26 protein-coding genes are annotated in these 20,035 nt (G+C 33.7%); 14 read left to right on the plus strand and 12 right to left on the minus strand.

From position 1 onward, the window contains the following. Positions 1-14: 14 nt before the first annotated feature. Positions 15-497 (plus strand): YqaA family protein, encoded by a 483-nt coding sequence (locus HNP90_RS03940; protein WP_011976563.1) that lies wholly within the window; start codon positions 15-17, stop codon positions 495-497. Between the two features lie 28 nt (positions 498-525). On the opposite strand, the gene HNP90_RS03945 is transcribed toward HNP90_RS03940, so the two are convergent. The 5 genes from HNP90_RS03945 to HNP90_RS03965 all read right to left on the minus strand — a co-directional run bounded on the left by HNP90_RS03945 (position 526) and on the right by HNP90_RS03965 (position 2,983). Beyond that, the gene (locus HNP90_RS03945) at positions 526-954 is read right to left on the minus strand and encodes a hypothetical protein (protein WP_011976564.1); all 429 of its coding nucleotides are present in this window, start codon (positions 952-954) and stop codon (positions 526-528) included. A 38-nt stretch (positions 955-992) separates the two neighbouring features. Continuing rightward, positions 993-1,574 (minus strand): flavodoxin family protein, encoded by a 582-nt coding sequence (locus HNP90_RS03950; protein WP_011976565.1) that lies wholly within the window; start codon positions 1,572-1,574, stop codon positions 993-995. A gap of 75 nt (positions 1,575-1,649) precedes the next feature. Beyond that, entirely contained in the window at positions 1,650-1,844 is a 195-nt protein-coding gene (dmpI, locus tag HNP90_RS03955; protein ID WP_011976566.1) for a 4-oxalocrotonate tautomerase DmpI, read from the minus strand. Between the two features lie 35 nt (positions 1,845-1,879). Then, positions 1,880-2,257, minus strand: coding sequence for a DUF473 domain-containing protein (locus tag HNP90_RS03960; protein WP_011976567.1), 378 nt, complete (start codon positions 2,255-2,257; stop codon positions 1,880-1,882). An 18-nt stretch (positions 2,258-2,275) separates the two neighbouring features. Next, on the minus strand, positions 2,276-2,983 hold the full coding sequence (locus tag HNP90_RS03965; protein ID WP_011976568.1) for a proteasome assembly chaperone family protein: 708 nt from the start codon (positions 2,981-2,983) through the stop codon (positions 2,276-2,278). 83 nt (positions 2,984-3,066) lie between these two features. Between HNP90_RS03965 and cobY the strand changes: the two genes are divergently transcribed. From cobY to dapF, 3 genes are read left to right on the plus strand one after another with little or no spacing between them, the layout of a single operon-like run. Next, the gene (gene cobY / locus HNP90_RS03970; protein WP_011976569.1) at positions 3,067-3,675 is read left to right on the plus strand and encodes an adenosylcobinamide-phosphate guanylyltransferase; all 609 of its coding nucleotides are present in this window, start codon (positions 3,067-3,069) and stop codon (positions 3,673-3,675) included. Further along, positions 3,672-3,920 carry a PRC-barrel domain-containing protein gene (locus HNP90_RS03975; protein ID WP_011976570.1) on the plus strand — a complete coding sequence of 83 codons (249 nt, stop codon included), beginning with the start codon at positions 3,672-3,674 and terminating at the stop codon, positions 3,918-3,920. The genes cobY and HNP90_RS03975 overlap by 4 nt, the downstream gene beginning before the upstream one ends. A 51-nt stretch (positions 3,921-3,971) precedes the next feature. Continuing rightward, positions 3,972-4,805 (plus strand): diaminopimelate epimerase, encoded by an 834-nt coding sequence (gene dapF, locus HNP90_RS03980; protein WP_011976571.1) that lies wholly within the window; start codon positions 3,972-3,974, stop codon positions 4,803-4,805. Between the two features lie 22 nt (positions 4,806-4,827). On the opposite strand, the gene asnB is transcribed toward dapF, so the two are convergent. The 3 genes from asnB to HNP90_RS03995 form a co-directional block, all read right to left on the minus strand. Beyond that, complete coding sequence (asnB, locus tag HNP90_RS03985; RefSeq protein WP_011976572.1) at positions 4,828-6,369, minus strand: asparagine synthase (glutamine-hydrolyzing); 1,542 nt, start codon at positions 6,367-6,369, stop codon at positions 4,828-4,830. A gap of 93 nt (positions 6,370-6,462) precedes the next feature. Then, on the minus strand, positions 6,463-7,230 hold the full coding sequence (locus HNP90_RS03990; RefSeq protein ID WP_011976573.1) for a dihydroorotate dehydrogenase electron transfer subunit: 768 nt from the start codon (positions 7,228-7,230) through the stop codon (positions 6,463-6,465). Positions 7,231-7,260: 30 nt separating this feature from the next. Further along, the gene (locus tag HNP90_RS03995; protein WP_011976574.1) at positions 7,261-8,508 is read right to left on the minus strand and encodes an adenosylhomocysteinase; all 1,248 of its coding nucleotides are present in this window, start codon (positions 8,506-8,508) and stop codon (positions 7,261-7,263) included. Positions 8,509-8,670: 162 nt separating this feature from the next. On the opposite strand from HNP90_RS03995, the gene HNP90_RS04000 reads away from it, so the two are divergent. From HNP90_RS04000 to HNP90_RS04040, 10 genes are all read left to right on the plus strand, one after another. After that, positions 8,671-9,003 carry a ribonuclease P protein component 4 gene (locus HNP90_RS04000; protein WP_011976575.1) on the plus strand — a complete coding sequence of 111 codons (333 nt, stop codon included), beginning with the start codon at positions 8,671-8,673 and terminating at the stop codon, positions 9,001-9,003. 110 nt (positions 9,004-9,113) lie between these two features. Beyond that, on the plus strand, positions 9,114-9,752 hold the full coding sequence (locus HNP90_RS04005) for a hypothetical protein (RefSeq protein WP_011976576.1): 639 nt from the start codon (positions 9,114-9,116) through the stop codon (positions 9,750-9,752). An 8-nt stretch (positions 9,753-9,760) separates the two neighbouring features. Next, positions 9,761-10,573: a 4-hydroxy-tetrahydrodipicolinate reductase gene (gene dapB / locus HNP90_RS04010; RefSeq protein WP_011976577.1), complete on the plus strand. Its 813-nt coding sequence runs from the start codon at positions 9,761-9,763 to the stop codon at positions 10,571-10,573. A gap of 8 nt (positions 10,574-10,581) precedes the next feature. Next, positions 10,582-11,178 (plus strand): tRNA (pseudouridine(54)-N(1))-methyltransferase TrmY, encoded by a 597-nt coding sequence (gene trmY / locus HNP90_RS04015; RefSeq protein ID WP_011976578.1) that lies wholly within the window; start codon positions 10,582-10,584, stop codon positions 11,176-11,178. A 10-nt stretch (positions 11,179-11,188) separates the two neighbouring features. After that, the gene (locus tag HNP90_RS04020; RefSeq protein WP_011976579.1) at positions 11,189-11,629 is read left to right on the plus strand and encodes a chemotaxis protein CheW; all 441 of its coding nucleotides are present in this window, start codon (positions 11,189-11,191) and stop codon (positions 11,627-11,629) included. Positions 11,630-11,671: 42 nt separating this feature from the next. Continuing rightward, a complete protein-coding gene (locus HNP90_RS04025; protein WP_011976580.1) occupies positions 11,672-12,772 on the plus strand; it encodes a protein-glutamate methylesterase/protein-glutamine glutaminase in 1,101 nt (366 codons plus the stop codon). Between the two features lies 1 nt (position 12,773). Then, positions 12,774-14,939, plus strand: a complete 2,166-nt coding sequence (locus HNP90_RS04030) for an Hpt domain-containing protein (protein ID WP_394353573.1) — start codon at positions 12,774-12,776, stop codon at positions 14,937-14,939. Between the two features lie 27 nt (positions 14,940-14,966). Next, positions 14,967-15,533 (plus strand): chemotaxis protein CheA, encoded by a 567-nt coding sequence (locus HNP90_RS09490; RefSeq protein ID WP_394353575.1) that lies wholly within the window; start codon positions 14,967-14,969, stop codon positions 15,531-15,533. Between the two features lie 10 nt (positions 15,534-15,543). Continuing rightward, on the plus strand, positions 15,544-16,008 hold the full coding sequence (locus tag HNP90_RS04035; RefSeq protein WP_011976582.1) for a chemotaxis protein CheD: 465 nt from the start codon (positions 15,544-15,546) through the stop codon (positions 16,006-16,008). A 16-nt stretch (positions 16,009-16,024) separates the two neighbouring features. After that, complete coding sequence (locus tag HNP90_RS04040) at positions 16,025-17,428, plus strand: methyl-accepting chemotaxis protein (RefSeq protein ID WP_011976583.1); 1,404 nt, start codon at positions 16,025-16,027, stop codon at positions 17,426-17,428. A 22-nt stretch (positions 17,429-17,450) separates the two neighbouring features. Here HNP90_RS04040 and HNP90_RS04045 read toward each other — a convergent pair whose 3' ends face one another. The 4 genes from HNP90_RS04045 to HNP90_RS04060 all read right to left on the minus strand — a co-directional run bounded on the left by HNP90_RS04045 (position 17,451) and on the right by HNP90_RS04060 (position 20,031). Beyond that, complete coding sequence (locus HNP90_RS04045) at positions 17,451-18,263, minus strand: CheR family methyltransferase (protein WP_011976584.1); 813 nt, start codon at positions 18,261-18,263, stop codon at positions 17,451-17,453. A gap of 63 nt (positions 18,264-18,326) precedes the next feature. Continuing rightward, positions 18,327-18,935: a chemotaxis protein CheC gene (locus HNP90_RS04050; RefSeq protein WP_011976585.1), complete on the minus strand. Its 609-nt coding sequence runs from the start codon at positions 18,933-18,935 to the stop codon at positions 18,327-18,329. Positions 18,936-18,954: 19 nt separating this feature from the next. Continuing rightward, positions 18,955-19,644 (minus strand): chemotaxis protein CheC, encoded by a 690-nt coding sequence (locus tag HNP90_RS04055; RefSeq protein WP_011976586.1) that lies wholly within the window; start codon positions 19,642-19,644, stop codon positions 18,955-18,957. A gap of 15 nt (positions 19,645-19,659) precedes the next feature. Beyond that, a complete protein-coding gene (locus tag HNP90_RS04060) occupies positions 19,660-20,031 on the minus strand; it encodes a response regulator (RefSeq protein ID WP_011976587.1) in 372 nt (123 codons plus the stop codon). Between the last annotated feature and the right edge of the window lie 4 nt (positions 20,032-20,035).

A 20,035-nucleotide genomic window follows, 5' to 3' on the forward strand; every position in this document is an offset into this window, starting at 1 on the left:
AATAAAGGTGTATTATGGATATTTACCAATTTGCAGAATATATTGTACTTAACTACGGATATTTTGGAATATTTTTAATTGCATTTACTGAAGCGGTAATTCAACCCGTAATTCCAGACATATTTATTATCGGCGCTGCAGCTTTCGGATTAGATTCTGTAACATGCGCCTTTGTAGCTTCTTTTGGGTCACTTACCGGGGGATACACAGGTTATTTTCTTGGAAAAAAACTTGGAACAAATGCATTTCTAAAAATTTTCAAAGAAAAAAATTTTATCAAAGGAAAAGCGTTTTTCGAAAAATTTGGAGTTTGGGGCGTTGCGATTGCAGGTTTTACCCCAATTCCATACAAGGTGTTTGCATGGCTTGCAGGCATATTTAAAATGAATCTTCTGTCATTTGGTGCAGGAACACTTCTTGGAAGAATTCCAAGGTTTTTGCTTGTCGCATACTTTGGTTACAGTTTAGGAATGTTATTTGGCTTGCATACACCTTAATTGACTTAAAAAATAATTTTAAAATTGATTACATTCCTAATATTTCCCTATCTTCCGTATTTTCAAGCGTTACCGAAATACTCAAGAAATCTTCGGCCCATTTTGAACTTTGGGTAAATGAGTAAATTATGTCGTTTTTTACCCAATACATTGTAAATATTGCCAGTTTTCCGATATGCTTTTCAAAAGACCTTATTTTATTGTTAAATTCAACAATTTTTTCATCAGAATCTGTTGTCGGGATTATGTTTGATTTTATATGTGCGTCTTTAAAAATTTCTTCCCTAACAAATATTATGGATGCTTTTTCAAAAATTGCGATTTTCAAAAAATCTTTCCAATTATCCCCTTCCCAAGCAATATTTGGGAAATCTTCAGGAATATCCTGAGTAGGATAAATTTGGAGTTCATTTTCGATTAAATACTTTTTTATGTCCCTGGTTTCTGCTAAATCCATAAAATCCCCCAGATTAGTTAAAATAAATTATAAATATGTTATAATTTCATTTTTTTCAAAACTTCAGCTACTCTTTTTCCAGTATTTCTTGAAGTTTCGATTCCAGGATTATCTTCTTTTGTATCTTCTGGTGATTTTCCTTGCCCCGTTCCACCGTAGTGTGCAGTAGGTTCGCTATCTCCAACTACAATCATTGACTGTATCAAGAAAAAGTCGTGAATCTGCCTTATTGTAGTTTCCTGACCGCCGTTTCTTGAAGCACCGACTGAAATTGCTGCACCAACTTTATATTTTAATTTAAAACCTGCCCTTAGCGGTCTTGATCTATCAATTAACATTTTTGTCTGTGCAGAAACTCCTCCAAAGTAAACAGGAGATCCAACTATTATTCCATCCGCTTCTTCAATTTTTTCCAAAATTTCTTCCATATCATCTACAATAATACATCCTTCTTCTTTTTTGCACATATCACATGCAATACACGGGTTTAACTCAAGACCTGAGAGTGAAATAAATTCTGTTTCAAAACCTTCCTTTTCGGCAGCTTTTAGTGCTTCTTTTACTAGATTGCTTGTATTTCCGTTTTTTCTTGGTGAACCGCTTATTCCAAGTATCTTCAAAAAAATCGCCTCTTCAAAAAAATCTTGTTAAAAATCAAAGAAGTTTAATGTAAAAATAGAATAAATGCTTATCGGTTATCTTTTGGATTTAAGTTCTAAAAGGGAAATTCCACCGACACCGACATTTTCATCAGTATTTTCTTTTATAAATACGATAAATTTTTCTTCTGGAAGTCCAATTATCTCGCTTGCAGATTTCGTAAATTCCTTAATTAATTTTTCTTTCTGTTCTTTACTCACAGATCCAGCTTCTATTGTAATTACAGGCATTTTTTTCACCAGATTTCATTCTTAAATATTAATAATTAAAGATCATATACAGATCTTGCTTTCAAAATTACAACTGAAGGATCCATTAATCCGGTTTCGACCACATTTGAACAGGATGCATAGCCTAAAAGTTCTACTTGAACTTTGCCAACTACGGATTCTGTTTCGTCACAGCTTTTTGAATATCCGCTTTGGTTATTAATTGATATCTTCTTTATTTGAACGATTAACCCCTCAGTTCCAGAAATTACGTCTTCTTTTGAAACATTTGTAACAAATAAAAAATCTCCAACCTTTGAAGATTCTAATACCAATAAATTACAAATATTCTTCAAATTTAATGTTTTTATGTGGTTTTTTACAATTTCAGAAATTGCATAAGGTCCCACTCCCGTCAAAGCTAGTGCTTTCATGATATCACTTTTTTAATTTTACATATACATTGGATTTTCAGTTTTTGGCTTTGACATTAATTTTGCATGTTCTTTTGCGAGGCTTTTCATTTTTTCCTCTATATTTTCAGCTTCTTTTATCAGTTCTTCAGTGTCAGCATCTAAATTGTATTTTTTATTTAAGTTTTCAATTATTTTAGACGCTCCTCGTGGGTCAGGCCTTAACCCAACCGTTTCAGTAATTAAACATGCAGCCCGAATATCCTCTTCATTGCAGCAGTTCATAAGCGCTCCCGGAATTCCCCCAACCATTCCAAGCTGTAATGCAGGGGTATCTTCATCCACAATTGAATTTAAAACGTCTTCAGACGATGAAACCCAGAATGATTTTTCGGGATTCATCGATGCAAATCCTTCCAGTGTTACAACCATTTTTGGATTTATTTTCTTTAAATGTTCAGAAATCATGGTTGACATGGAATATACTAATTCAGGAGGGATCATTACGTCTGAAAAAAATACTATCAAATCATCGCGAGCGTATACTCTAACAGGAGGATATGCAATTCCTTCTTCGACAATCATTATTTCTGGAAGCTTTGGGTCTTCAATATAGCCAATATATTCCAGTTTTAAGTTTTTTAAAATATGGTACGAAGCAATGCTTCCAACAAGGCCGATACCTGGAAAACCAGTAATTACGAGAGGTTCTTTATACATTATTTCTTTTTTAGAAACATATTCCATAATTATCCCCCGAATTGATAATGACACATTTAAATATGTTTTTGGAGTTATATAAATCATACTAATCATGTTTGCGTGAAAAAATGGATGCACTAATTATGGCGGGCGGAAAAGGAACGCGGTTGGAAGAAAATGTGGAAAAACCGATTCTAAACATTTGTGGAAAACCTATGATCGATTATGTTATTGACTCACTTTTAAAATCAGAAATCAAAAAAATATATGTTGCAGTATCAAATCATACTCCAAAAACAAAAGAATATTTAGAAAAAAAATATTGTGCAAACCAAAATTATAATCAAAAGGTAAATATAATTTGTACATCTGGAACAGATTATGTGGATGACCTAAATGAATGTATAGAATTTTTTAAAGAACCATTTTTAATTTTATCGAGTGATATCCCCACAATTAAGACGAAAGTTATTAATAGTATAATAAATGAGTATCTAATTGTTAACAATTCTTGTAATCGCATAGAGTCCTTTTGTGTAGTCACAAAACATGAGGACTATGTTGGAACGCCCTCATTTGATATGGGTGGATACATACCGTTAGGTATCAATATATTAACTCCAAAATATGGGGAACAGATCGAAACTCTCCATGTTGTTAAAGATATTATTGTAAATGTCAATACCCTTTCCGATAAAAAACTGGTCGAAACCCTAATTAATAAGGTGGTTGAATGAAATTATCCTTCAAATCATTAAATGGTAGATCTATTGTAGGCAGCTTAGGTAGTATCATCGGTACTGTTGATGATATCGTAATTGATGAAAAAACAGGCAGAATAATTTCATTAAATATTGAACCTTCAGAACAAAGTCCAATTTCCCCCTCATCAGAAAACTATTCTTTTGTTCCATACAGAACAGTAACTGCAATCAGGGACGTTGTTGTTATTGATGAAACAAAGATAAATGCTAAAGCTTAATTACTTCTTTTACTATTTTTTAATAATTACCCATTTTGTATGGTGGTTTTAATGAAATTTACAAAAATGCATGGTTTAGGCAACGATTATATCTACGTAGATGCTACCTCACAAAAAATTGAAAATCCAAACGAAATTTCAAGATTTGTGAGTGACAGGCACTTTGGAATCGGGTCAGATGGTCTTGTATTAATTCTTCCTTCAGAAATAGCTGACTTTAAAATGAGAATGTTTAATTCAGATGGTTCAGAAGCTGAAATGTGTGGTAATGCAATTCGTTGCGTTGGAAAGTTCGTTTATGATAAAAAAATGACCGATAAATCAACAATTACGATTGAAACACTTGCAGGAATAAAGGTTCTTGAAATGACTGTCGAAAATGACAAGGTAGTTTTGGTAAAAGTCGATATGGGAGAACCAATCTTAAAAGCAGAAACAATTCCTGTTTTAAGTGAAAAACACCCTGTAATCGATGAAGAAATAACTGCAAAAGATTACTGCTACAATTTCACCTGCGTTTCAATGGGGAACCCGCATGCAATAACATATATTGAAAATGTAAGCGAATTCCCTCTTGAAAAAATCGGCCCATTATTTGAATTTCACGAAAAATTCCCAAGAAAAACAAATGTCGAGTTCGTTGAATTAATCGATGATTCTACTATTAAAATGAGAGTTTGGGAAAGAGGTGCTGGGGAAACGCTTGCTTGCGGAACTGGAGCTTGCGCAGTTTTAGTTGCTTCCGTTTTAAAAGGATATGTTGGTAGAAAAGCAACAGTCAAACTTCTCGGTGGAGATTTAACAATTGAATGGAATGAGAGTGACAATCACATCTACATGACCGGTCCAGCAACAACCGTCTTTGAAGGAGAAATTGATATTTAATTAAAAGTAAATAAAAAAAAACTTAAAATTTTATTTTTTCAAGTAAATATTCTTCGAAAAATTTATTTATTTCTTTTTTAGAGTACCCGTGTTTTTTTGCAACGGCATAGACCATTTTTTCGCTTCCACTACCGTATTGCGCGGCTTTTTTTGGCCGTTCTGCAATATAATCTGGAACATATTTTGAAGCGATATCTCGCAATATCTTTTTTCTTGGTTCTTCAATTTTGTATCCAACTGGAATTGATAAGCCAACATCGATTACAAACTTGTCTAAGAAAGGAACTCTTAATTCAACACCATTTGCCATTGTACAGTGGTCATCCCTTTCAAGATTGATTTTATGAATATCAAAGACATCTGAAATTATTGATTCTTTAAGGCCATCTTCTCCTTTTTCATTTAATATCCTTTGATATCTATTGTATCCTGCAAATAATTCATCTGCACCTTGGCCGGAAAGTACTACTTTTATCCCGTCTTCTCTTGCCATTTCTGATGCTGCAAATATTGGAATTCCAACGCTCAACTTCATTACATCGAGTTCATCTATTGCTCTTGCGACGTTTACCACATAATCTTCAAATTCATCTTCTGAAATTATTTTTTTTCTAAAGTTAAGCCCCATATCTTTTGCAGCCCGTTCTGCATATACCAAATCTTCAGAATTTTCGGAACCTACTGAATAAAGTATAACTTCGCATGATTCGGATGCAAGTTTTGAGATAAGGGTGCTGTCAACGCCACCCGAGTATATAATTCCAACTTTTTCAAGCCCTTTTACTCGTTTTAAAACTGAATCTAAAATTGTAGTTTCAAGTTCATTTTTGCACAATTCATAATTCTCTTCTTCGAAATAATTTGAATTTATTTTTTCCAATTCTTCTTCAATGTACCAGGAATTTTCATCCAGTTCATAAGTAAGCCTTGAATTTGGATCAAGTCGGCATATATCATAATTAAAAGCATTTTTGTAGTCCATACCATTGATTTCCATTAATAAATAGTAAAGAGCCTTTTTTTCAGATGCGAATGCAAAATATTCATCCGTGTCTATGAAATAGAGTGGTTTTACACCAATTAAATCCCTTCTTAGTTCAATGATATTTTTTTCCTTATCGTAAATTGCGTAAGCGTAATCTCCATCTAAAACATCGATAAGTTCATCTTCGTAAGCGTGAATAATTGCTTCAGAATCTGTATCTGTTTTAAATTCATGTTCTACAGAGAGTTCATCCCTTAATTCAATGTGGTTATAAATTTCACCATTACAGATGATCCATATAGATTCATCGTCATTTGGTATTGGTTGAACTGCGGTACCAACGATAGCAAGCCTGTTGTGGCCCATTGCCATTCGCGAAATTGTTTCGGTGTTTTCAACAACATCGTCAAAATTTTCAAAATAGAGAACTTCATCATCAAACATCATTCCAGAATAATCCGGACCCCGATGCTTTAGTATTTTCATCATGTTTATAACATGTTTTTGGATATTATCCAGCAGACTACGGCTCCCCGAGCCCTCTTCATCCTTTGCAACTATTCCACTTATTGAACACATATTTTACTCACATTTATTATTCTTTAAAAAAAGTAATTTTTAATTATATCAGTATTTCTTAATATATATAGTTTAAATAAATAAGTCGTTTAGTTATAAAATAGCGCCGCTTGCATCTCTTTTGTATTTCCCAAATTCACTTACAAATTTAAGTTTATCGTTCCAGAATACTGGCCCATCTTTACAAACGCATAGTCCTTCATCGTCAACAGCACACTGGCCACATATTCCAATTCCACATTTCATATATCTTTCAAGTGAAACTTGAATGGGCATATCGTTGTTTTCTGCAATTTCTACAACTTTTTTCATCATTATTTCAGGGCCGCATGTAATTACCATGTCAAATTTTTCTTTTGAAAGTAATTCTAACATTTTTTCAGTAGTAAATCCACCAAATCCATAGCTACAGTCATCAGTACATGCAAAAATCCTTCCACATTTTTCAAATCTATCTAAAAATAAAAGTTCGTCTTTAGTTCTTCCGCCAATAATCGAAGTAACTTCAACATTCATTTTAGAAAACTCTTCGACTGCGGAAATAATCGGAGCACTTCCAATTCCACCTGCAACTGCAAGAATTTTATTTCCAATACATTCAAAATTATTTCCATAAGGGCCCCTTATTCCCAAAAGGTCTCCTTTTTTTAAGGAATGAATTTTTTCAGTAAATCTGCCAACTTTTGCAACACTAATGGAATTTTTACTCGAAAACCCAAAAGGTTTTTCATCAATTCCGGGAATCCACACCATTGCAAATTGCCCGGGTTTAAAATCAAACTCTTTATCGAGTAAAAAAGTTTTCACTGTTGGACTTTCATCCAATATATCAATTATTTTACACATAACTGGTTTTTCCATGATAATCACTAAAAAAGTTAAATTAAAAATTTAAGTTCCTTCTTTCCAGTCGCTTAAGTACTTTCTCTGTTCAGGTGAGAGTTCATCGATATCTGCGCCCATTGAATGTAATTTTAAAAGTGCAATTTTTAAATCCTGTTCGTATGGGATTTCGTATACTTCGTTTTCAAGTTTTCCATTGTTATCCTTGATGAATTTCGCACTTAAAGCCTGGTTTGCAAAACTCATATCCATTACTTCGCAAGGGTGTCCGTCAGCACATGCAAGGTTTACGAGTCTTCCCTCTCCGAGCACGAATATTTTTTTGTTTCCAAGGTCGTATTCTTCAATATTAAATCTAACTTCCCTTACAGATTTTGAGAGTTCTTTTAGATCATTTTTATTAATTTCATTGTCGAAGTGTCCTGCATTTGATAAAACAGCACCATCTTTCATTAATAAAAAGTGTTCCATTCTTAAAATGTCTTTACAGCCCGTCGTAGTTACAAAAATGTCCCCAACTTTTGCAGCTTCTTCCATTTTTAATACCGTAAATCCATCCATTTTAGCTTCTAATGCTCGAATTGGATTTACTTCTGTAATGATTACGTTTGCACCGTGGCCTGCAGCTCTTGAAGCTACACCTCTTCCACACCAACCGTATCCGCCGACTACAACGTTTTTTCCAGCAATAAGTAAATTTGTAGTTCTGATAATTCCATCCATTGCACTTTGGCCCGTTCCATACCTGTTGTCAAACATGTGTTTTGTGTAAGCATCGTTTACATTTACAACAGGGAATTTTAATGCACCTTCTTCGGCCATTGCTTTTAATCTAATAATTCCAGTTGTAGTTTCTTCACAACCGCCCATTATTTTTCCGATTAATTCAGTTCTTTGGGTATGAATTAAGAATATTAAATCTGCACCATCATCAATTATGATATCGGGATTTGAATCGAGAACCAAATTTAAATTTTCATAGTATTCCTCGTTGGTTTCTCCACGCCATGCGTAAACTTCCATTCCTTTTTCAACGCATGCTGCTGCAACGTCGTCCTGTGTTGAAAGTGGATTACAGCCAGTAATTACAATTTTTGCGCCGCCTTCCATGAGTGTTTCTGCTAAAATCGCAGTTTTAGCTTCTAAATGAAGTGCCATTCCAATTGTAATTCCGTTAAAAGGCTTATCTTTTTTAAAATCTTCCCTTATACGACAAAGAACAGGCATGTGTTTTTTAGCCCATTCCATTTTTAGGTGTCCGCTTGGAGCAAGACCCATGTCCTTAACTTTACTCACTGTTTCACCATAGATATAAAAAATCTTTAACAAATTCTTTAGCAAATCATATTCGGTTTCATACAATATAAATTTTAGTAAGAAATCTATTCCTTACATTCCTTTTTATATAATTTTATCAGATTTCTATTTGATTTTGTTACAATATTTCAAGGGAAAAACATGAAACTAAAAAAGAAATTTTTGGAAAAGTCAAAAAAAATTGCTGAAGAAAGAATTGATATACTGATGAATTTGGCTGAAAAAGAATCAAAAGACGGAAAAACTGATCGTTCAAAAAATTATGTTGTTTTGGGTAAAAAAATAGCAATGCGAATGAGAATGCCCTATCCAAAAGAATGGAAAAGAAGAATTTGCAAAAATTGTGGTTCTTTTTTAATTTATGGTAAAAATTCAAGGGTTAGAACGAAGGCAAAAAATTACCCTCATGTTGTAATTACATGTCTTGAATGCAATTCCATTACAAGAATACCCATTAAAACAGAAAAAAAATGAAAAATTATTAACTTTTTAATGGTTGTTTAAATATACACATAATTACCTACACAAAAACAATATAGTATATAATCGGCAAAAAATCTTTCAAGTTATATGGAGCCGATATCATGGAAGTTTTTGATAGTAGTATTGAGCGATTCGAAAAATTAAAAGAAAACCATCAAACCCAAAATGATACTGAAAATATCATTGAAGATTTAAAAAATTCATCTGAAAATGAAGAATTCGAAACTGTTGAAGCTGATTTTCAGGAATCTGAAAACATATGTATTGAGAATGATGACTTTGAATCCCTTGCCTATAATTTAAAAAATTCTATGGACAATATTTTTACTAAAATCAAACTTGCAATGGATAAACCAGCAATTCAGATTAAAAAAATTGAAACTGGCTCTGAAGGAAACAATAATTTACTCGAATCAATAAATAATAAACTGGATATATTAATAGCTTCAAATAATGAACAAACATCTAAATTAGATGTAATAACTTCAGAAATCGATAATGTATTATCAACTATCGACAACAATTCTGAAAAAATAATCGATGCACTAGATGCCCAAAATGTCAAAATTTCAGGACTTTTGAACCTTCTTCAGGAAATTTACGAAGGCGTACAAGATATAAAATATCTCTTAAAAGAATTCACGCCTGAAAATATAGACCGGGCTTCTGGTGTTGTAGATAATTTAAAATGTAAAATTGACAATTATATGGACAACATTAATGAAAAAGCGGAAGTTTAGGTGGAAGTATGGTTAAAGTAGCAGTTACGGGAGCACTCGGTAGAATGGGAAGTGGAATTATAAAAACAATTACTGAAACTGATGGATTAGATGTAGTTGCAGCAATTGATATTCCAAACCACCCTAAAAAAGGCCAAGATATTGGGGAATTAACGGGCCTTGGAAAAATTGGTGTATCATTGAGCACTTCAGACGAACTTGAAGCTATTTTAAAAGAATCTGGTGCAGAAGTATTGGTTGATTTTACAGCAGCTGCCCCATGCGTTAATACTGCAAAAACAGCAGCTAAACTTGGAGTAAATTTGGTTATCGGAACTACCGGATTTACACCCGAACAAAGAGCTGAAATGGAAAATGCAATTTCTGAGAACAAAGTTGCAGCAACCATCTCACAAAACTATGCAGTTGGAGTAAACATATTCTTTAAAACACTTGAACTTCTCGCGCAAAAACTTGGAGATTACGATATCGAAATTCTTGAAATGCACCACAAATTCAAAAAAGATGCACCAAGTGGAACTGCATTAAGGGCTGCTGAAATTATTCAAAACAACCTAAACAGAGATTCCAACATAATCTACGGAAGAGAAGGAATTACTGGTGAAAGAACAAAAGAAGAAATCTGCATCCATGCCTTAAGGGGTGGAGACATAGTTGGAGACCACACTGTAATATTCACAACAGATGGGGAGAGACTTGAACTTTCACATAGGGTAACCAGTAGACAGTCCCTTGTTTCCGGAGCAATTCGTGCAATTCAATTCGTTGCTGATAAAAAAGAAGGTATTTACAATACTTTTGATGTTTTAGACCTTAATTAGGTGAAATTTTGAAAGAATTCATAATTAAAGCTAACAAAGCTGTAACAAATGGTGAAATTAACCTAAAAGACCTTCCTGGAAGTTCTGGAAGATTGGATTTATTATGCCGCTGTGTAAACAGCGCATTTTTCCTTTCTCACGACATGCGAAGAGATACTATTTTTTACAGTGTCAACTATGGCGATCCAAATCCGCCAGTTACACTGAAATTCGTTGGAAGTGAATTAAAAAGAGTCAGTCCTGATGAACGAAGTATTGCACTTTTTATCAAAAAAGCACTCGAAAAGGATGCGACTGAACTCTGGAAAGAAAGTACTTCTGGAATATATTCATCTAAGCGTGAATTTAGAGATATTATTTTAGAAAAGAAAAACGAAGGAAAACGAATTTTTTACCTCCATTTAAACGGAAAGCCACTAGAAGATTTTGAATTTAAAGATGATGAAGATTTTTTATTCGTACTTGGTGACCATATTGGAATTGGCGATGAAGACGAAGAATTTTTAGAAGAAATTGGTGCAGAAAAAATATCGCTGTCACCCCTAGAATTGCATGCTGATCACTGCATAATTCTTGTTCATAATATATTAGATAGGTTAAAATGAGGTGTTTTTTATGGATGACGTTCCAAAAGTAGTAGTTTTCAAATTAGCAAGCAATGAATACTGTTTAAGAGTAACAGGAGTAAGAGAAGTTTTAAAATTACAAGATATTACATCTATTCCAAATACTCCAAGCTATATTGTCGGAGTTACGAACATTCGTGGCGAAATCATGCCAATCATCGATCTTAGGAAGAAATTAAATCTTTTTGAGGATGTTGCTGATGAAGACAGTGAAAAGCTCGTAATGGTTGTAGAAATCGATGGTGTACCAATTGGAATTTTAGTTGATTCTGTAAGTGACGTAATGCAAATTTCATCCGAACAGATTGAAGACATTGAAGGAATCAAGAAAAATGCAAGCGGAGAATATATTGAAGGTATTGCAAAAATTGGAAATAGATTAATCATTATTCTTGACATTAAAAATTTAATTGACCCACAAGAATTCTAAATAATTAAAAAATCCCCATAATTACCAAAAACAAGTGAAATCATGAGTAAAATAAAAGTTCTAGTTGTAGATGATTCGGCATTTATGAGAAAGGTTCTAGAAGACATCCTAAAAGCAGATGACGAAATCGAAGTCGTTGCTACTGCAAGAGATGGAAAAGAAGCAATAGAACTTGCAAAAAAATTAGAACCAAATGTAATCACCATGGATGTCGAAATGCCAATTATGAATGGAATTGATGCTACAAAACAGATCATGGAACATAAACCTACCCCAATACTCATGCTTTCCGCAATAACTAAACAAGGGTCAGAAGCTACGTTAAAAGCACTTGATAATGGTGCGGTTGATTTTATAGAAAAGCCTTCAGGTTCTGTTTCACTTGACATCAGAACTATTGGGGAAAATATAATAAAAAAAGTAAAAGCCGCTTCAAAATCTACTGCAAGAATTAAATCATCAAGAATTTTCGAAACTATCAAAAAAGAAGAAAAATCCGACAATAATGCACTTGAAAAAACGATTGAAAAGATTTCGGGACTTTCTCCTGAAAAATTAAACAACATGGCCATAATGATAGGCTCCTCAACAGGTGGCCCGCCAGTAGTTTCAGAAATAATTTCAAATATTCCAAAAAATATGCCTCCAATATTTATAGTACAGCACATGCCAAGGGGATTTACTCGTGTTTTTGCTGAAAGAATGAATAATAATTCATCAATTACAGTTAAAGAAGCAGAACACGGTGAACTTGTAAAACCCGATCATGCTTACGTCGCACCAGGAGACTCACAAATGATTCTTCAAAAAAGAGGCGGAAATATATACATTTTAATTGATGAAGATATGCCAAAAATCCACGGAACAAAACCCACTGTAGACGTAACTGCAGAATACGTTACAAAATACTACGGTAAAAATACAATTGGCGTAATTCTAACGGGCATTGGTAGAGATGGTGCAAACGGAATGAAAATGGTCAAAAATAAAGGAGGATACACAATTGCACAAAACCAGGAGACCTGTGTGATTTATGGCATGCCTAAAACTGCAATCGAAATGAATGTGGTTGATAAGGTGATGGATCCAACAAATATACCCGACGAAATCATAAAATTCGCCAAAAAAATCGGGGGTCGATAATATGGACGACATGGAACAATATAAGGAACTATTCATGACTGAAGCTGAAGAGCATTTGCAATCATTAAATCAAAATATGGTCGAACTTGAAAACTGCCCTGAAGACTCTGAAAGAATCATCAATATGATCTTTAGATCTGCACACACATTGAAAGGGTCAGCAAGAACACTTGGATTTGAACATATCTCCTCACTAACTCACCATATGGAAGATATTTTAGACTACATCAGAGATGGAAGAATTAAAGTAAATCCTGAAATAGTTGACTTACTCTTTAAATGTCTTGATGCCCTTGAAACCATGGTTTCAGAAGTTGGCGATGGTGAAGATACAACAAGTGTTGATGTAGATTCCCTCGTTGAAATAATAAAATCTGTCAAAAATAAGTATCTTTCAGGTGAATATTCAGAAGAAGATTTTTCAGAGGATATTGAAATTACTGAAGAATTAGTCGAAGAAGAATCCGTTAAAAATATTTCATCAAATTCAAGTTCCATAAAATTAGCAAATGAATCGACCACTGTATTTATCAAAGAAAACTCCAGCGCTTCAGCTGAAAAACCGGAAAATTTGGACAGTGTTTTAAATCAAATGCACGAATCAGCTTCTGCACTTTTGACAATCCTTGATGCCCTCGAATACACTGAATTAAAAGATACTTTAAAAAATATCGATGAACTCGCAACAGGGCTGCTAAATGAAACCGTTGCAGTAACCGAAAATTCACTTGCAGTGCTCAAATCAGCACTTTTGGCAATGGAACAGATTGCAAAAGTAATTGAAACTGGATCCGATCCGAAAAACGATTATTCAGAATTAAATGAAAAAATTTCATCCACATTATCTGAAACTGTTGGCGAATCAGTAGAGGATAAAGAAATCATTTTGGATCATACAGTATTTGATTTAGAGGAAGTTTCAGATAAATTAATTTCTGAAATAAATGAAAATAAAAAAATTTACCACGTAAAAGCAAAAGTTGTGGATGATTGTTTATTAAAAGCAGTTCGGTTAACAATGGTTCTTTCCAAATTAAAAGAAATCGGGGAAGTGATTTTATCAATTCCCTCAGAAGCTGAACTTTTATCAAGCGGTTCTGGAGAACTAGATGTTTTGGTTTCAACAGATTTGGACGAAATAGATATTTCAAATTCAGTTTGTGAAATGGAATATGTTTTATCGGCAGGACTTGAACTTAAATTTAAAAATACTTCGTCAAAAGAAGTACCTAATATAGCAAAACCAAAAACTCAAGCTAAATGCTACAGTAGTCCCGGGCAGTACAAAATCGACATTAAAATCGATGAAGAATGTCTCTTAAAAGCAGTTCGTGCATACATGGTACTTAAAGACTTAAAAGAAAAAGGTAATATTTTGGAAACTGAACCTTCCGAAAGTAAAATTCAGGAAGGGAATCTTGGTGGAAACACAGTTACAATATATTACGATACTGACGAGTCTGAAGATGACATTAAAGAAATAATTTTAAAAACTCCCGAAATAACCGGATTTTCAATCGAACCGATACACCAAGATATTGAAATTTCAGAACAACCCGAAAAAGCTAAATCTGCTGAGGGTAATGGTTCAAAAAAACAGGCCGATAATTCTGCATCCAAAAAATCACAGACTGTTAGGGTGAATATTGAAAAACTTGACAAACTGATGAACTTGGTTGGTGAAGTTGTAATAAACAGGGCAAACTTTACACAGATTGCTACAAAATACGATTTAAAAGAACTCCACAATGCTGTTGGAAGACTCAACATGCTTGCAACAGAACTTCAGGAAGAAGTAATGGGCATGAGAATGATCCCTGTTGCATTCGTATTCAATAGATTTCCAAGAACTGTTAGAGATACTGCAAAAGCACTCAGTAAAGAAATCGACTTTGAAATCGAAGGTTCCGAAATTGAACTTGATAGAACAGTTCTCGACGAACTTGCAGAACCATTAACGCACCTCATTAGAAATTCTCTTGATCACGGTATAGAACACTCAGACGAGAGAATAAAATTGGGAAAACCTGAAAAAGGAATTTTAAAACTAATTGCTACAAGAGAAAGAGATAGGGTAAATATTGTCATTAAAGACGATGGTAAAGGAATAGATCCAGAAGCTATGCGTAAAAAAGTAGTTAAAAAAGGACTCTATTCAAAAGAATAGGCTGAAAAATTAACTGACAATGAAGCCATAAATGTTATATTCCTACCAGGATTTAGTACTGCTGAAGTTGTATCCGATGTTTCTGGAAGGGGCGTTGGAATGGATGTAGTAAGATCAAAAATCGAATCTCTTGGAGGCAGTGTATCAGTACATTCCGAAGTTGGAAAAGGAACTGAAATAACACTCCATCTTCCACTAACAATGGCAATCATACAAACGCTTTTAGTAAGGCTAAAAGAACAGATCTATGCACTCCCACTCACAAGTGTTTTGGATGTAATTTCAGTTGAAAAAGATCAGATCAAAAATTTGGAAGGTCAGGAAGCAATAATATACAGAAACCACATCCTTCCAGTAATATGGTTAAAAGATGCACTGAACACATATGAAGTTTCCGAACCTGAAAACTTGTATGTGGTAGTTGTTGAGAAAAATAAAGGAAAAGTGGGGGTCATTCTTGATGAGGTTATCGGAAGAGATGAAATCGTTGTAAAACCACTCACAGGAATACTCAAAAACATTAATGGACTTGCAGGAGCCACTATATTGGGGGACGGCCGTGTAGCGTTAATATTAGACTTGAACAACATCTAGGACGATTATCATGGTTTTGAAGGTAAAAATGGGTGATATCGGGGTTGCTAAAAGCCCCGAATCAATTGAAACCCTATTAGGATCTTGTGTAGCTATTATACTTTATGACCGAGGTAAAAAAGTTGGTGGTGTTGCCCATGTGATGCTCCCCAAATCAAGAAATACTGCAGAAAGAACCCCTGGAAAATATGCAAATACTGCAATTCCAGAATTAATAGATAGACTTACTAAACTAGGCGCTAGAAAAGATAAATTAACTGCTAAACTTGCAGGTGGTGCTGCAATGTTTAAATGCAATTCAAATACGATAGATGTAGGTAAAAAAAATATCGAAGCTTCGAAAGAAGAAGTTCGAAAAGTAGGCTTAAGAATAGCATCTGAAGACCTTGGTGGTGACACAGGCCGAACTATAACATTGTCACTTAAAGATGGCAGTGTTTTGGTTAGAAAAGGTGCCGAACTCAAAGTCATATAAAGATACGGTGATGAGCATGAAAACACAAAAACCATATATCCCAATACTTGTTACAGCGATTTTATCGTCTGCAATTATTTTCGTTAGTGCATACGTCTTGATGATGACATCAATGTTTGATTTAAAAATATTATTTGTATTGTTTATTGTTTCGGCAGTGATTTCAACAGTGGTTGGATATACAATTCTTAAAAAAACATGTCTCGACAAAGTGGATAAGTTTTTAGCATCTTCTTCAAAAATAATTGGAAAAGATTATGATCATTGCGATGAAGAAATGTTTAATACAGTAATATCAGACTTTGAAAAGATAAAAAAAGACGAAGATTTTTTAAAAATTTACAAAAAAGAAGTTACAAATACCTTTGGAGAACTCCACACAATATTTAAAAGTTTAGAAAACGGAGATTTCACAATAAGAGCTGATACTAACCGAAAACATAATGCATTGCAGGTAACAACCAACAATGCAATTGTAAACGTTGCTACAATGGTAAACGACCTTAAAAAACAGGTCGCATACTTAAATTCTGAACTTTTAAAAGCAAAAGAAGACCTTGTAAGAGCTGAGGAAACTTCAGAACAGGTCGCAGATGCAGCAAGCCAGGTTGCAACCGCAGCAGCAGACCAGTCTGCAAAATTGCAGGACGTATCTGACCAGCTCGAAGCAACATCTGAAATTACAACTGCAGTAACCAGTGCAGCTGAAGATACTGTTGTTGCAGCATCTGAAATTGAAGAAAACTCTGAAATCGGAGTTAAAAAAGTTGAAAATGCAATTGAAACAATGCAAGGTATCACAAATGTTATTGAAAACCTTGGAAAAGCAATTCAAGAACTCGGTGACGAATCCAAAAAAATTAACGAAGTTACAGTTTTAATTAAAGATGTTGCAGAACAGACTGGATTACTTGCTTTAAATGCATCAATTGAAGCAGCACGTGCTGGAGATGCGGGAAAAGGGTTCGCAGTTGTTGCAAGTGAAATCAAGTCACTCGCAGAAGAAATTAAAAAATCCGTTGAAGATATCAACAGAACAATTAACGGCGTAAACAAAAAAGTTGAAGCTACAATAGACCTTGGAATTTCCGGAAGAGATGAAGTTGATAAGGGAGTTATTGCAATTGATGAAGTTAACGGTGCTTTCTTAAAAATCAGAGAAAGTGTAGAAACTACCTCTGAAAAAATAAATTCGATAAAAATTAATGCTGAAAAATCAGCAAGCAATGTAGAAAGTGCTCTTAGAAATGCACAAGATATTGCATCAATTTCTGAAGAATTTGCGGCAACTGCAGAAGAATTAACTGCGTCAGCTGAAGAACAGAGTAGAATCATGAATGAAATCGATGATGCAATAGAAGAGATAACCTCAGCATCTGAAAAAATTTCTAACGATGTAAGTAAATTTAAAACACAATAACTAAATTTAAAAAAATAATTTTTTAATTTATTTTTAATTTTTGATAAATTCTTTCCCTGTGATTTGCAGGTTTGAATGCGTTTCTTGAATCCCCGTGAAGCATTTCTGTTTTTCCTAAAACTAAATACCCGTCATCAATTAATGCTTCGTGGAATTTCATAAATAATTTTTCCTGAATCTCTTTATCAAAATAAATTATAACGTTCCTACAAAGAACCATGTTCATATCGTTCATCGGCCCTTCTTTGATTAAATCGTGTTTTTTAAATTGAACCATTCTTTTTATTTCTTTTTTAATTTGGAGTTCATTATCATTTAATTTATCAAAATATTTCTCGATAACATCCGCGTCCATATTCTTAAATTGTTTTAATATGTATTTTCCTTCTTTTGCTCGTTCCAAAATTTCTTTGTCGAGATCAGTTGCAGTAATTGATACTCTTAAAAATTTTTGATTATGTTTTTCCATTAATTCCTTTATCATAACTGCCAAACCGTACGGTTCTTCTCCTGAAGAACATCCTGCACTCCATATTCGTATTGTTCGAACCTTCCTATCAGTTACCATTTTTTCAAAAACGTTTCTAAGTTCGTTGTAAACTGTTCTATCTCTCCAAAACTCAGTTACATTTACAGTAAGCGTATTTTCGAGTTTTTCGTATTCTGAAGGGTTTTTTGTTAAGAATTCATAGTATTCTTTAAAATCTTTGCACTTACAGAGTCTCATCCTAACTGAAACACGCCTTAAAATGTAAGTATCTTTGTACTGGTCCACCTGTATTTTCAATTTGGTACCGATGTCACGTTTAATTCTTTTAAAATACATATCTTCCATTAAATCACCAGCATAAAGAATAAAAAAAATAAAAATTTGCCTAAGTTATAAAAATATAAAAAATTATAATTTATCGAGGTTTTCAAGCTTTTCAGGATCTATTAATATAAAGATATTGCTTTTTATGGGGAATCTTCCAACAATGTCTATTTTATTGTCAAAAACGAGTGCGTTTTCAATTCCTTTGTCAGCCATTTCTAAAACCAGGGATTCAACAATATTAAATCCACTATCTTTTGTAAACTCCGGAGTTGTAATGTTTATTTCGCTTTTGAGTGCATTTGCAAACACATTTAAAAATGAAGCCAAAACTACATTGGCAACCTCATTTAACACGGATTCTTCAATTTCCGCATAATCGGGCAGTTCTGTTTTATTAACGAGACCATCCCAAACAAGATCTAGTAACAGAAGTTTTTCAAGTTTTATTGAATCTTCTTCGTTTACCATCAAAACAGAAGTTCCTGAAAGAATTCCATCAAAATTTATCCGGACTACCTTACAAGTTTCATCACTAAACTGTTCTGGAATGTATTCAACAGGTACAAATCTAAGTCCAGTAAAATGAATATCCGTATCTTCACCAGTGAGTCCCGTAAATGCATTGGCAGTGTTTTCTGCCGCATCTTTTCCGATATCAACTATTTTATTTATCGTTTCAATTACTCCCACAGTAACACCGTAAAGTTTCTTAATTTAATTTTTCAAATAATTTATCGGTAGATTCGGGGTTCATTACAATATATACTTCAAAACCAGAGCCGATTCCTTTAGAAAAGAGTTCTGAGGTAAAAGTAAATAGTGTATCTTCAGAGTTTATTTCATAATTTTTTAATTCAGCTTCAATAAAATCGCCCAAATTTCCAGTAGAAAATTCTGGCGGGGTCATGTTAAGGGAGGTATTCATAAAATTTGCAATTGTATCAACGAATGCGGAAATTAAAAGATTACAGGTTTCATTTATTGCAGAAACTCTCATTTCGCAGAACACTTCTTCAGAATCTCCTTCCATGCCCATTCCAACGAGCATTGAGTCAGCCATACTTTTTGCAGATTCTTCAGAAAAAATTAAAACTCCAGTTCCACAGATGTCCCCACTAAAATCGATTTTTGTAAAAACATTGCTTTCAGAGATATCTGCCATATTTTTAAAATCCTGTGCAGAATTAAGTTCTATTTTAAAAACTTTGACTTCGACACAGTCTCCACTCATTTCTTGGACAAAACTTGCAGCTTTTTCTGCAGCAGTTTTTCCAATATTTTCAAAAGCTGCGACATCTTTTAAATCATAGTTATTTTTAACAACCATTGTTTCCACACTCGCTTCTTCGTCGACAATAATTTCAAGAAGTTCTTTCCATTCGTTTTCGGAAAACTTCATGGTAAAACCCCCCAATTATGGAAACAATTTGTTAAACTGCTCTAAGATTTTTGGTGCCTGAAATGGTTTTACGATGTAACCATCTGCACCCGCATTTACAGCGTCGATCATTTTTTGCTCCTGATCTACTGACGTACACATTACGATTTTGATTTCAGGAGTTTTTTCTTTTATTGCTTTTGTAGCAGTTATACCATCAGTTTCGGGCATTACAATATCCATACTGATTAAATCTGGCTGTAATTCTTCTGCCATTTTAATTGCTTCTGCACCGTTAGAAGCTTCACCGATAACCACGTATTTGTTTGTGGTTGTCAAAATCCTCTTTAAAATGTTTCTCATGAATGCAGAATCATCCACAATCATTGTTTTTACTATACTTGCCATTAGT

This window comes from Methanococcus maripaludis (assembly GCF_013760955.1).
GTDB lineage: Archaea > AGJL01 > Methanococci > Methanococcales > Methanococcaceae > Methanococcus > Methanococcus maripaludis_A.